This is a genomic window from Companilactobacillus huachuanensis, assembly GCF_005404815.1.
Taxonomy (GTDB): domain Bacteria; phylum Bacillota; class Bacilli; order Lactobacillales; family Lactobacillaceae; genus Companilactobacillus; species Companilactobacillus huachuanensis.
In genome coordinates this window covers 91,500-104,869 of the sequence record NZ_BJDF01000009.1, presented here as the reverse complement: position 1 = coordinate 104,869, position 13,370 = coordinate 91,500, and the positions used below count along the sequence as shown (strand labels likewise).

11 protein-coding genes are annotated in these 13,370 nt (G+C 35.8%); all 11 read right to left on the bottom strand.

Annotation, left to right across the window (positions count from 1 at the left end; translation table 11 throughout):
• Window positions 1–3: 3 nt before the first annotated feature.
• The 11 genes from FFM71_RS06760 to FFM71_RS06710 all read right to left on the bottom strand — a co-directional run bounded on the left by FFM71_RS06760 (window position 4) and on the right by FFM71_RS06710 (window position 13,299).
• A complete protein-coding gene (locus tag FFM71_RS06760) occupies window positions 4–1,467 on the bottom strand; it encodes an SWIM zinc finger family protein (RefSeq protein ID WP_137611414.1) in 1,464 nt (487 codons plus the stop codon).
• A gap of 302 nt (window positions 1,468–1,769) precedes the next feature.
• The gene (locus FFM71_RS06755) at window positions 1,770–2,876 is read right to left on the bottom strand and encodes a helix-turn-helix domain-containing protein (RefSeq protein ID WP_137611413.1); all 1,107 of its coding nucleotides are present in this window, start codon (window positions 2,874–2,876) and stop codon (window positions 1,770–1,772) included.
• On the bottom strand, window positions 2,869–3,225 hold the full coding sequence (locus tag FFM71_RS06750; RefSeq protein ID WP_137611412.1) for a type II toxin-antitoxin system RelE/ParE family toxin: 357 nt from the start codon (window positions 3,223–3,225) through the stop codon (window positions 2,869–2,871). The genes FFM71_RS06755 and FFM71_RS06750 overlap by 8 nt, the downstream gene beginning before the upstream one ends.
• A 255-nt stretch (window positions 3,226–3,480) precedes the next feature.
• Window positions 3,481–4,170 (bottom strand): 2,3-diphosphoglycerate-dependent phosphoglycerate mutase, encoded by a 690-nt coding sequence (locus FFM71_RS06745; protein WP_137611411.1) that lies wholly within the window; start codon window positions 4,168–4,170, stop codon window positions 3,481–3,483.
• Between the two features lie 380 nt (window positions 4,171–4,550).
• Window positions 4,551–6,044 carry a hypothetical protein gene (locus FFM71_RS06740; RefSeq protein ID WP_137611410.1) on the bottom strand — a complete coding sequence of 498 codons (1,494 nt, stop codon included), beginning with the start codon at window positions 6,042–6,044 and terminating at the stop codon, window positions 4,551–4,553.
• A gap of 73 nt (window positions 6,045–6,117) precedes the next feature.
• The gene (locus FFM71_RS06735; protein ID WP_137611409.1) at window positions 6,118–7,170 is read right to left on the bottom strand and encodes an AI-2E family transporter; all 1,053 of its coding nucleotides are present in this window, start codon (window positions 7,168–7,170) and stop codon (window positions 6,118–6,120) included.
• A 13-nt stretch (window positions 7,171–7,183) separates the two neighbouring features.
• Window positions 7,184–7,981: a YdcF family protein gene (locus FFM71_RS06730; protein WP_137611408.1), complete on the bottom strand. Its 798-nt coding sequence runs from the start codon at window positions 7,979–7,981 to the stop codon at window positions 7,184–7,186.
• Between the two features lie 16 nt (window positions 7,982–7,997).
• Window positions 7,998–9,425 carry a hypothetical protein gene (locus FFM71_RS06725; RefSeq protein WP_137611407.1) on the bottom strand — a complete coding sequence of 476 codons (1,428 nt, stop codon included), beginning with the start codon at window positions 9,423–9,425 and terminating at the stop codon, window positions 7,998–8,000.
• Window positions 9,426–10,394: 969 nt separating this feature from the next.
• On the bottom strand, window positions 10,395–11,354 hold the full coding sequence (locus FFM71_RS06720; RefSeq protein ID WP_223876493.1) for a peptidoglycan recognition protein family protein: 960 nt from the start codon (window positions 11,352–11,354) through the stop codon (window positions 10,395–10,397).
• A 107-nt stretch (window positions 11,355–11,461) separates the two neighbouring features.
• Entirely contained in the window at window positions 11,462–11,956 is a 495-nt protein-coding gene (locus tag FFM71_RS06715; RefSeq protein ID WP_137611405.1) for a sigma-70 RNA polymerase sigma factor region 4 domain-containing protein, read from the bottom strand.
• Between the two features lie 575 nt (window positions 11,957–12,531).
• Window positions 12,532–13,299 carry a hypothetical protein gene (locus FFM71_RS06710; protein WP_137611404.1) on the bottom strand — a complete coding sequence of 256 codons (768 nt, stop codon included), beginning with the start codon at window positions 13,297–13,299 and terminating at the stop codon, window positions 12,532–12,534.
• Between the last annotated feature and the right edge of the window lie 71 nt (window positions 13,300–13,370).

The window sequence follows — 13,370 nt, the reverse complement described above, 5'->3', positions numbered from 1 at the left end:
ATATCACCTGCTACCTGAATGTGAAGCCATAATTTGCACCTCAGTTTCATACTTGTGCAATACCTGTTTTGGATAATGTTTCTTCAATCGTTGCTCATATTTTTCAATGCCGTATAAACCCGATTCATCCAAAACTAATTTTAACAATTGATCGTATAAGTCCTCTTCAATATATAATCTCTCAAGATCTTGTTCATCTTGCACTTTAGAAAATAGTTTTTCACGTTGCTTTACCCACTCATCATCCGAAAACTGCTGCTTATATTCACGGTAAACATCAATATCAATCGAATAATATTCCGTCAGTATTTCCCACATCTCATTGAGATAATCTTCCGTCCGATGTTGATCCTTGTAGATATCCTTTAATCTAATACTGAATTTTTCCATAACCCCGGGCAATCCCTTAGTCTGTTCTTTTCCTTTGATTAATGAATCAATGGCAGCCTGATAGTCCTTTTTGGCAATGCAATCATCAATATATAAATTACGTATATCAGGATAATTATCATTTTCCAAACAAAATTCTTCAATTTCATCATCAGGTAAATTCAACTTCTTCATGACTTGAACGTGATAGACTCCCCATTTAGACACATCGTAATCGGAATGTCTGTTCTCTTGATTATCATGGAATTTTTTATCAGTCCAAACCAATTTCTTTTTAAGAAACTCTTTTTCATCAAAATTGGACGACAATATGTTATCAAAAGTGTCAGTAAAGACGCTCAATATATCATAATTTTCTTGGAACCAAGCAAACATTTTCTTCTTAAAAGTTAAATCTGCTTGATCAATCACTTGTTCCCAAGCTTGTTCACATTCTTCCACCAAGCGCATAATACAACCATTAGAATCATCAATATCCAAATAATTTAACTTTTTAGCGACATAATTGATGACTGAAAATGCCAGCTTCAAATCTTCATCCTCAATTAAAAGCTGCACACCATCAACAATAAAACCGTACATATCATCTTCAAATCTATCAGCCCGATAGTAATCAATGAAGCCCGACGGATCAGCATATTCGGCAATAATGGCGTCAACAGATTGTTGATAACTACTCAAATCACCGTTATCAGGTTCGACTATTGATTGAAATAAATTACGAAGCCGTGCATCACTTTTCAAAACTTTCGTCAAAAAGTTTCTAACATCCTTCTCAGATGCTTTGGAAACAAGTTCATCCACTGAAGGATCATCTTCTTGTTGATATTCTTCAGTGAAATACAACACCGCAGCCATATGTTTGCAATATTTCCCATCCATCGCATAAGGACAGTCACAATCTGCATCCACAACCTTATCATTCTTAATCTTTATACTGACATCATACTCTTCAGAACCCCAAACCTTGGCAGTGATTTCAGTCTTAGTTTCAAGAAATTCCTCAACAAGACCCTGTTCAAAATAGTCATATCCACTCTCTAAAATTCGTGGTACAAATAATCCTTCCCAATTCATCGGCCAACTCCTTAATCCGTTTAGTTTTACTATAGCAAAAAATAAGACTCCTTGCGTGGGAGTCTTGAAGTTTATTGAAATGATTTTTTATCTCCCGGTTATTTTTTAATTTGCGACCACTTTACGACCACTGCCATTTGCTGAACCCTTGATAAATAAGAATATATCGTGACGATTCTACGATACTAATAAATCTAAGTATCCTATTTTGAAATCAATTGATAACACCAAATGATTATCATACAAAAAAATAGAGGCTTCCCTTGTGGGGAGCTTCTATTTTTTTTACGTTTGAATACAAATCATTTATCAGCAGAAACAGTAAGCTTTTGCCTTAAATCATTCAACTGACTATAACCTAAATATTTCTCTTGTTGCAATCTACCAATGACAATTCCTGAATTAATTTGATTTTTCTCAGCAAATTTTTCAACAGACTCACCGGAAAAGTCCTTCTCTTTAACAAATTCATCGTATTTTGTTTGATCAATTAAATAATTCTTAGCAAAATCATCAGCATCTTTTTCGAGTCTATCTAAATCCAAGGCACTCTTAAGTCCTATATTTTTCTCGGCGGATACGATTATATGTCCCTTCTTCTTTTGAAAAATATGTCTAATTTCGTGAAAAAGGGCAAACCAAAAGATGTCAGCATACTTACTACGATCATTCATGACAAGCAAAACTTTATCCTTTCCCATCCACTTAACCGCTCCATTGACGCCACAATTTTTCAAATTAGGAATAACTACGAAGGCGACCCCTGCTTGTTTTAATATAATCCTCAATTTAGGCATAAAAGTTTCTGGATCTTCAATCGTCATCTTTCGAATATCTGGTAATCTTGATTTCAAATATTCTAAATTGATGGATTCAACATCTTCCAGGTCTCCCATATTAAGTGCCGTCTGAATCCAAGCGTTGGAATTTATTACATTTTTATCCTTTACTTCTGGGATAACCGTTTTATATTGAACCAAAAAATCTCTATTTTCCAGCACCATTAAATTAGACACTCGAAAAAACTTTTTCATTTCCGATATTTTTTCAACAGTTTTATTTGTATGTTTTACAACACCCAAATTCTCCCAAAACTTATAATCAAGCTGACGTTGAACATTCTTTTCTGCATCTAAACGATTTTGCTTTTCAATTTGACCTTTGGTTTCTAAATACTTGTCATTCAAATTTTTCCATAATGATTCCGATGTTCCCAAAACTAAAGCTAATCCTTCAATTAATTCACTATCTAATTCAATCTTTCCATTTATTAATTGGCTAACTGTTTTTTCGTTTGTATTTAGACGATCCGCCAGTTCCCGTTGATTCATATTTTGATCTTCTAGATACCTTCTAACATAATATCCCGGATGAAAGGCCACCAAATTCTCATTACTTATTTTAAGCATAATGTTTTGAAACCTCCTCCACTTCGATAATATTGATGCTGCTATAAAAAAATCGTAATTCTAAATTTTCATTATTGGCAATCGTTTCGCCATTAACCCCAATTGGTTGTATTATTAACCGATAACCGCTTGAACGTCCATCAATATCCAAAGCGTAATAATTTTTTCTATCACCAATCAACTTGTGTATTCTAAAAATTCTTAGTGCATTGATATCTTCAAGCGATGCAGAACTTTCAAGTAAAGTTATCAATCCAAACAATGCATCGGCCGTTTTTAATCCTAATTCTTTTCTAGATTTTTTTAAATTGGTACAGATTTTTTCAACTCTTCTAGATCTATACTTCAATTTGATAAGAAGCCACCACCATAGTTGATTGCAATTTATCTTACCAAATTAGTAAGCTTTTTTCAATCAATTGATTTTTAACCATTAAAACAAACACAATATTTACTTTAGTTTTCTAATTAAAAATTACGCAAAAAAAAATACGACTGGCACAAAATGTGCAGTCGTATTTTATATTCAACTAATAAAGGATTACGGTCGCCGAGGCGACCCCATAACTAACTCTAAGCGACAAAGTCGCTAAGTGTTACTAAATTAGTTCAACTTCTTCTTACTTACAACGTTCAACTTGTCATCCAAGTCATAAACAACTGGTTCACCAGTAGCCATTTCAACATCCATGATGTCAGCATCAGAAATGTTTTCAATGTACTTAGTAAGGGCACGTAATGAGTTACCATGAGCAGCGATGATAACGTTCTTGCCATCTAGCAATTTAGGAGCGATTTCATCTTCCCAGAATGGAATTACACGTTCCAAAGTAACTTTAAGATTTTCGCCACCAGGAATAATTCTTGGGTCCAAGTTTGCGTAACGACGATCTTGAGCTGCTGAACCTTCGTCAGTAGCTTTCAACAATGGAGGCAATGTATCATATGAACGTCTCCAGATGTGAACTTGTTCGTCACCATATTTTTCAGCTGTTTCAGCTTTGTTAAGACCTTGAAGTGCGCCATAGTGACGTTCGTTAAGTCTCCATGTCTTTGTTTCAGGAATCCATAATTGGTCACAGCCTTCAAGAGCATAGTGCAATGTCTTGATAGCACGTGTCAATACTGATGTATAAGCTTGGTCAAATTGGATGCCTTCTTTTTCAAGAAGTTTACCAGCGTTTTGAGCTTGCTTTACTCCTTCTTCACTAAGGTCAACATCAACCCAACCAGTAAATTGGTTTGATAAATTCCATTCACTTTGTCCGTGACGAATGAAAACTAATTTTGCCATTTATAAGATCCTCTTTTCATTTCTTTAACAATATGTATTTTACACGATTTTGGCAATAAAAAAAAGAGGCGCCACCTTTGAGTGGTAAAAAATATTGAAACATGTTGTTGTGTCTTCTTCTAGTTAAAGTTTTATCTTAAGTGGCTTATTGGTTAAGGCTGTGACACTGCATTTGCTGCTGGTTCAATCTTCAGTGCAGTATTTATTTTCTCTTTAAAATATCGGTAATTACATTAAAGGAGCCATAACAATTTAAAATATAATTGTTATGGCTCCTTATTTTATTATCTTCAAAGAATTATTTATATAGGCAGTGGCTCTAAAACGAGTTCCGCAGGCCAATTTCTTCCGCTCGGAAATTCCCGGGCCTGCTCCACTCTCTATTCCTTGTACACTGGTGCATCGATCTCTTTCAAAGTAGTAATATCCAACTTGTTCTTAGCATTCTTATTCAAGTAAGTATTAACTTGATCAGACCCAGCCAACACTGCACTGACCTTATCCTTACCTTCAATCAAATCAGAAACGATATCGGCATTTTCACTCTGCTTCATCACGATTGGAACTACTTCAAAGCCATTATCTCTAAGTGTCAACAACTTCTTGTAATACTCAGAATTTATTGATACAAAAATTGTAGCTTCACTTTGTCTCAATGCTTGATTCTTCAACCACCAAACTATCAATTCTTCATCACTATCAAATGTACTGATCAGCACATTTCCTTCACTGAATAACTGAATATAAGGCTCGTTAGCTGTATAACTCTTAATCAAGACCAATGTTCCATCTTGACGATAGAAGTTCTCACGGACGACTTTATTAGCATTACGGTGGTCATAAAATTGGGTTGCTGAGATTACTCCGTTAACATCGAAAATATCACGACTCAACAAGCTGTTGTCTTTGTAATGACGAATAATTTGTAATTGATGGTTAGCTGTTCTGGATACTTCCATTACTAACTTGTCGTCGGCATCCAAAATTTTGTCAACTTTATCGCTGACGTGTTGAACTCGATAGTCAGCATCAAAAGGAATTTCAGCCGGTGTGACTGGTGTATTCAAGTTGCGGCCTTGCAATTCATTGTACATATTCATCAAAAATGCATTGCCATCAACAAATCCAGCATTTTGATAATTCAACCATGTTTGGTCGACTTGATCGTTATATGTCACAGAAATAGCGTTGGCTAATAATCCCTTATCGGACAAAGTCATTGTTAACTGTTGCCACATTTTGCTTGTATCAGCATCGGGATTGGCAGCTACATCATCAGTGAAAATATAATAATCACGATTTTCATCCAAATAAATTTCGTTAGCCATCTCATCTGTTCCAAACCATTCTTTCAATGACTTGTTAATATCATTGATACGGTCGGTTGCTTGTTGACGGTCATCAACTTGGTCGCTATTTGTATTGCGCAAAACATGGTTGCAATAACTTCTGTCAGCCAACAATTGACTACGGAGTTGAGCCTTTAAATCAGCACTCTGATCCAAAGTACTTTGCAGATCCTGTTCGGTATATTGCCACTGTTCGCCACCATTATCACCCATTTGAGGAGCTTGGTCTTGAGGTCCCTGTTGTTGCGGTTGAGCTGGACCTTGTTGTGGATCTGGTTGACCAAATTGTGGTTGATTTGGGCCAAAGAAATAATCATTGCCATTATTGTTATCGTTATTGGCATTGTTAAAATTCTGGTCGTTTGGTGTAAACTGTGTCCCCATCCCAGCTTGTGCATCGTTATATTGATTTTGTGCTTGGTCAAAATTATTTTGATCCGGTTGAGCATTTGGATATGAAGGATTGTTTAGATCAGAATAATTATTATCATCATTATCTTTCTTTTTTCTATCGAAGAATGACATATTTTAATCTCCCATCTACGTCAGTTGGCTACGTTTAACTACATTATATATGACAAATATATCTTATTCATAATTATAACGTTTTCTTTAATTTTATTCGGAATTTTTTGCGATTATGCCCAATTGAATGCACTCCGAGGATATCGAGGAAGAAAACGAAGATTGGAATACCAATGACCAGACCCCAAGTCCCGAGTAATTCTTCAGAAACAATCAACACGACGAATGTAAAGAAGATTGGCAAATGCGTCATACTGGACATGAACTGTGGATTTAAGAAATATGTTTCGATTAAATGAATTACAACAATCATGATCACAATATAAATTACGTAACGTATTCCCCCAACTGAATAAGCGACGAAACTCAATGGAATCAAGGAAATAATTACTCCGGCGACTGGAATTAAGGACAGTATGAAGACCATCGCTGATAAAGCAATGATTCCCGGCATCTTCATGAACAACAGTGTAATCGTTGTTAACGTAGTATTTACAACCGCAATCATCAATTGTGCTTCTAAAACAACCCCAAAAGTATTGACGAATTTCTTACCATAATAGAATAAATCAGAGAATAACCAGCTAAACTTGCTATCTAAAAATTGGCGTCCAAAAGCATTCATCTGTTCCACTTGACTGGTATAGAAGAAACTCAATAAGAAGGAAATAACGATATTAAATCCTACTGCACCAACACTAGTAATGTAATTTACCACTTGTGTGATGGCAACTTTAATTTGATTATCAAGGTTAATTTGTTGCAAGTAGTTATAGATCACGTCCAAATATGGGTTGGAACGAACTTCTTTACTCTCATAGAACTTCTGCAGCGAAGTAAACATTTTGGCAGTCTGACTGATCAATTGTGGTATATAGTTGGCAATGACAAAAATCAACAAGCCAATAATAATCAGATAAACTGGTGCAATTACCCAAACAGGCTTAATCCGTGGCAATCTTTTTTGAACAGTCCGTACTAACTGAACTGATAAAAAGGTAAATGTAAACGTCAACAGGAACATACTCATCATGCTACGTAGCAAGTAAAACACCGTTATAACGATTAACAGCAAGACGAACCTTCGCAGACGTTTATTTTCAACAAACTTATCGTACAAACTCATATAAATCTCCTCATCATAGACACATGCTTAACGAAAATACGAAATCCATCCCTAAAATTGTCACTAGGGAATATCGGTGATCCCAAAGAATTGCAGTAAACTCGCGAAACATTGCCGGCCACTTTAACTTCTGAACCGTTCTTGCTGCCGCAAAATTAACCTTTAATCCCAGTTTTTTCGTGTGAAACTTCGTTCTGGGCAAATGAAAATCGCTCGTAACTATAATAACGCGTGGGCGACTTTTTTTATGCCAAATATTACGAATTTTTATTGAAGAAAATTCTAAATTTTGAATAGTATTCTTAGCTTCGGTTTCCATAATAATCATCTCAGGCAAAATACCATTATCAACTAAATAATGTTTCATCAATTCAGCTTCTGTTGGTAAGCCAGCTGCACTGCTACCTCCAGTTACAATTATCTGAGGTTTAATATCAAAATCATTAAAAAGTTCAATTGCTTCATCTAACCTTGATGCCAAAACTGGAGTTACTCGTGGTGTCAAACATTTGCTTCCTAAGACCATCAGAAAGTCCGTCTCCTGCAATGATTTTTGTTGCTTCAACGTTTGATTCAATATCCACATATAAAGCAACATAACAATTAGCAAAGTTAGATTAATAGTTGCCAAACTAAAGGAAAACGCACTGACATATCTGCTACTTGAAAACTTAGCAATCAAGAAAAATGCCATAATCGTGGCTCCTGAGCAAATGATTGCCAAAAATGGTTTGTGACTATAGACGAATCTAATGCGATAAACCACTAGCGCTTCAATGATTATAACGACGACCATCATTAAAAAATTCATAGTTCCCCTCCAGAACTTAATTTAAACTGAATTTTAATTTAGGAACGGTCAGTGGAAAGTCTTTCACCATCGTCCAGGTTACTGTTGTCGAATCCTTATCCGGCTGTCTCAGCAAGAATAATTTGTTATCCAAAGACCCATAAATCAAAAGCTTTCCTTTAGTAGTCGTTACAGCTGGTCCATTTTCTGAATAAGCTGATGGTGAAACTAAGAAAATATATTGCATTAATGGTTGCTTACTACCATTAACACTGACTCCTTGATAATCGCTCGGTTGAATATTCGTCCCATATAGATCACCAAAGTTGACTCCAATACTGCCAACCTTCTTATTATGATTGTCAGAAATTGCTCCAACTAGTTGCATCAAGTCGGCATTTGAAGTCAATGGATTAGCAACATACTTATCATAATAATCCTTCGTCTGTGTAATAGCTTCTCTCAGGCTTGTCTGTGCCGTATCCGACTTCGTTAATAGATTAGCTTTGGTATTATTTTGACCATCTTTTGCTCGAACAGTGTAATCACTAGAATAGAGATACAATTGATCTCCATCAGCCTCCATTCGAATTTTAGCCCGATCAATCTGATTCCCAGTTGCTTTCGAATTGACCTTCAAATTAACACTTTTGGGCATAAGTCGATCTTGATTTTGACCATGATAATAGTAATTAATTGTTAATAGATTTTTGGGAGTTAAATAAATTTTGCCATAGAGACTTTGAACATTTCCAGTCTCAACTTCTGTCAACATAACAACCTTGCTATCAGTATTATCAGTCAATTTCTGTGCGGAATGTTCCGTCAAAGTCATCTGGTAAGTTCCATTTTGATTGATGGTCAAATTTCCATCCGTCCTACGATAGTCAATAATTGTTGAAAAATCATAATTACCAAGCAAAGCATTATTCTCCGTTAATGGCTTAGTATCAGCATTTACATCAAGAATATGGTCTGGCAACTGGTCATATGAAATCACTTGTGACTTAGTTTTTTGCGACTTACTGATATTGGATTGCTTGTCACGCTTAGTAATATAAGCAAACTTGTAGGTTTCATTGCCCGATTGGACATAGTACCCCTTCATGTGTTTGCCATAAACATTTTCGTGATAACTCTTGATGATCTTCAAAACTAAATTGGTTTTAGCCGTTTTGAAAGTTACCGTCTTGCCATCACGGCCCAAAGTATATTGCGGATTATTAAATTGATTATTGAAACGATTGATTCCGACCTTACCATCAATCGTTGTAATATCTTTAATTTCAGCACGTTGATTCTTTAAAAATTTAATTGAAACCGTATCATTTTCGCCCTGATCTTGGTACAGATACCAAGTCTTATTCGATGCAATAATTTTTGACGTCTCTTTTGCTTTACAACCTACCAAAAGTACGGCAAAAAGACACAGCATACTCACAACAACATAGATTTTTTTACCCATATTTATGCCTTTCTCATGCAACAATTATACTCTTTCGTCTCTTTATTTGAACTTAGATAAAACATGCCGCCTCCGGTGGACGGTAATATAGCCTGCTATGGGACCGGTTCGAGCCTGAGAAGCGGTCTCGAGCCTCGATTTTGAGCCGAAAAGCACGTCTCAAAAGTCGTCCTGTGGAGTAAGGGCTGAAGCCCTAACTCCACCTTCACAGCCGGCTATATTACCGTCCACCTCCGGCTAAAAATTACTAAATATATTTATTCAAGTTATAAATATTACGAACATCATAAAGCGATGTATTTCTTACTTTGTACTGAAGGTTGAAAGGTGAAAAATTAATCTAATGATTGCTATTACAGACCTAGAGCTACTTTATTTAAATACTCAGAAATCCTCGTTTTATTGTTCCGCTATTAAAAAATAAAATAGTTGGAAGAGCTGATAGTATTCATTTGCAGCGAAAGTGGCGTTATTGCTTCAGCAATTACACCACCGGGCGCGTTGAAGACTCGCGGGTTTTGCGAGGCTTCAACCGAGGTTCGAGACCGCTTCCCAGGCTCGGGCCGTTCCGCGCAGCAATTGAATACTCTCAGCTCTGGAAACGGCATACTTAACTAAATTTTCAACCTTTAGCTTTGTATATAAATCCTTAAAAGGCTTAAATACCACTGCAACTAACAAATACATTAGCCAGATGATGCCAATGATTTCACCAGCAGTGAAAGTGGAGTTAGGACTTTAGTCCTTACTCCACTGACGTATTTTGAGATTCGCGTACTTTGCGAAGCTCAAAATCGAGGTGCGAGACCTTGGCTCGCACCGGTCACACAGCAGGTGAAAATCATTGGCATCATCTGGCGGCCCCCCAAAAACCACCCTATTATTGAATAATGATAGCAAAAAAAGACACGCTTTTCAGCGTATCTTTTAGAATAAACTTTTATCAATGCAAGTTTATTTAGTTATTAACTATTTGTTACCAGTAACATAGCCGTTATCAACCCATTCGTTTGTAGCAACACGACGATATTGAAGACCGTTGTATTCCTTAACTTGATCTGTATACCAGAGTGAGTTGTTTGCCAATGCACGGTCAGAAATATTCTTAACACTGCCATCATTTTGGAAAGCAACTAATGGAACGAAATTACCATTAGAATTGTTAACACGGATATTAGTTGAATTAGATGCATCACCGTTACCATTGTTAACATTGTTGTTATCATTACCAGAGTTTGTTGAACCCTTCAATTGGTTGTAATACTTGCCAACTAGATCATAGAATTGATCCATGCTGTAGCCCCATTTAGCAAAGTAAGCAACTGGATCAGTATGAGATGTTTCGCCCCACTTGATACGAGCATCGTTATGAGACATAACGGTTGTTCCTGGTGTAAATGGTAAATTGTATTGAACTAATTTGGAAGCTGTGTAATATGCTTGATTAGCAACTGAACGTGCAAAAGCATCAGTTGTTGAAACTTCACATAATTCAACTTGAACAAATTTAGCATTAGCTGTAGGACCAGCGCCCCAAACAGCATAATCAGTATTCTTGATATTCAAAATTTCATTGTTATCAACAAAAGCATGAACGTATGTATAAATATTTGACCACTCACGATTAAAGTATGTTGCTTCATTTTGAGCAGTTGCCCCTGGTGTAGCTGTTTCATGAATGACAACACCTTCTGGTTTACCAACACCATTTTCATAACCTTGCCATACATTAAATGTACCTTCTTGGTTAGTGATTGAAACTGGTTTGATGTTATTAGTATTAATGTAATCATTAATTGAAGATGTTACAGCTTGGGCTGTTTGAGTGTGCGCTGCAAATTGAGGAGCCACTTGTCCAACTGCTGTAAATCCGATACTAGCTAAAGCAACAGAAGTTACCATAGTAGTCATTATTTTCTTAGATGCCATAATATATATATTTCCTTCCCGATGTTAATTTCCTTAACGTTATAAATTATAACAAGTTTCTTTACAAATTTGACAAAAGTAATACGCCTGTAATCAAATAGTAAAATTCAACGAACGCTCATATGTCGTAATTTTTTCAAAAGCCTATTGCGACAGTACCTCAGGCCCCTTGAAGTATGGTTATAACGCTTCGCTAATATTACTAAAGATTGCTCATTAATAAAGTGCTCTTGCAATATAACTTTCTCAATTTCCGTGAGTTCGCTTAAATTTACAAAGTCCAAATCTGCCAGTATCAATACCTCTGGTACACGCTGAAAGTCGAATTCTTCGAGACTATGAAAGTCGTTATAACGCTTCTCCTGACGCAACATATCCGTTAGACGCCACGTTAATTTTTGAAAAACATAAGGATTAAATTTAGACAAATCGTCTTCAGTTTGACAGTATTTTACATACGTTTGGGCATATAAAATCATTGCTTCTTGAAAATAATCATCATAATCACACCGCGTTACAAAAATATGGACACGTTTTAAAACCCCATGGATCAATTTTTGGTTTTGCAATGCATGTTGAAAGCCTAATTCCAATTCAGTCATAATTGTGAGTTCTCCTGATTTACTCACAAGCGCTTGTGGTGGAATTAATATAACTGATTGGGTTTTGTAATAATAATTGCCAAAAATCAAATTTTGAAGGTTTATTTAAATATGCCGTTTCCAGAGCTGAGAGTATTCATCTACTGCGCGGAACAGCCTGAGCCTGAGGAACGGTCTCGAGCCTCGGTTGAAGCCTTTCCAAGAACCGGAAAGTCTCCAACACGTCCGGTGGTGTAATGGCTAAAGTCATAACGCCACATTCGCTACAGATGAATACTCTCAGCTCTTCCAACTAGATTGTTTCTATTTTAGAATAATCCACTCTGGTTCTTTTCTACTTTAGGTGCAATAACATTTATAATTAGCATCTCAAGATAACTCATTTTGCAATATTATATTGCTAATAAGATTTTCTCATTCATTCTAATTTTTTCACCAATGTATTCCTCAATTACATTTGGGTAAACAACATTGTTTCTAGAATCATTTTCGATTAAATTAATTCCTGCTTTTTTTTGCAGTATCTAAAATATCTATTTAATTCAGTATCAATAACAATCCTTGGTATCCGATTACTAATAAAGCTTTTTCAGTCTCGATAAATTCTGACTATATAATTTAATCAATTCCAATCTTTGAAATTGTTCTATTCCTAAGTTAAATAGAATGACCTTTTTGAATGCGACAATCATTTCACGTAAATTTTTAACTTTTAGTTCCATCTGTTCATGATCAACGCACTGACAATTTTCAAATTCCTCTAATAAACCTAAATCCGACGGAGGTTGTAACCCACAATTTCCCCAATTGGCTAACATCTCTAAAAACAAAAAACTAGCTTTGCTCAATAATGCCACATCATGCAATCTTTTCTTCAAGTCGCCCTTAACAAACTCCAAACTAACCTTACGTCCCTCGATTGACACAAGATGTAACACTCCATCAGAGACCTGCGACTCACTTAATAAATTGGGAGAGATCCAATCAGTATTTTTCCGACTTCCACCACTAATAGGCATATAAGCCTGATATGCATGGACGAAAGGAATGCAACTTTTGACACCTAAAAGGCCCGCCAACACCTTAGTTACGGTGAAGCCGAGCCCATTTGATTTATATAATTCATTCATCAATTGCTTAGTTGATCTTTCTTCAATAATCACGCCAAAATCCAAATGTAAAATTAATGATTTAATATTCGGCACATTAAAATGAGATACATCAAATAATGCTACAACTCTGTTATCCATTTCAAAATTCTCGTTACGCCAGAGCAAGTAATAACCGGTTGTTAATAGATATTGTTTCGAAATTTCAATAGAATCATATTGATATAATTTCAAGATTTTTACCTCTTAGCAGTGCATTATTTACTCTCGTTCGAGTATGCCGAAAATATAACATGATTGGACAA

Bases quoted from the DNA above. Each gene is read 5' to 3' on its own strand.
- FFM71_RS06760 (WP_137611414.1), bottom strand. From the start codon at position 1,467: ATGAATTGGGAAGGATTATTTGTACCACGAATTTTAGAGAGTGGATAT.
- FFM71_RS06755 (WP_137611413.1), bottom strand. From the start codon at position 2,876: ATGCTTAAAATAAGTAATGAGAATTTGGTGGCCTTTCATCCGGGATAT.
- FFM71_RS06745 (WP_137611411.1), bottom strand. From the start codon at position 4,170: ATGGCAAAATTAGTTTTCATTCGTCACGGACAAAGTGAATGGAATTTA.
- FFM71_RS06740 (WP_137611410.1), bottom strand. From the start codon at position 6,044: ATGTCATTCTTCGATAGAAAAAAGAAAGATAATGATGATAATAATTAT.
- FFM71_RS06735 (WP_137611409.1), bottom strand. From the start codon at position 7,170: ATGAGTTTGTACGATAAGTTTGTTGAAAATAAACGTCTGCGAAGGTTC.
- FFM71_RS06730 (WP_137611408.1), bottom strand. From the start codon at position 7,981: ATGAATTTTTTAATGATGGTCGTCGTTATAATCATTGAAGCGCTAGTG.
- FFM71_RS06725 (WP_137611407.1), bottom strand. From the start codon at position 9,425: ATGGGTAAAAAAATCTATGTTGTTGTGAGTATGCTGTGTCTTTTTGCC.
- FFM71_RS06720 (WP_223876493.1), bottom strand. From the start codon at position 11,354: ATGGCATCTAAGAAAATAATGACTACTATGGTAACTTCTGTTGCTTTA.
- FFM71_RS06715 (WP_137611405.1), bottom strand. From the start codon at position 11,956: ATGACTGAATTGGAATTAGGCTTTCAACATGCATTGCAAAACCAAAAA.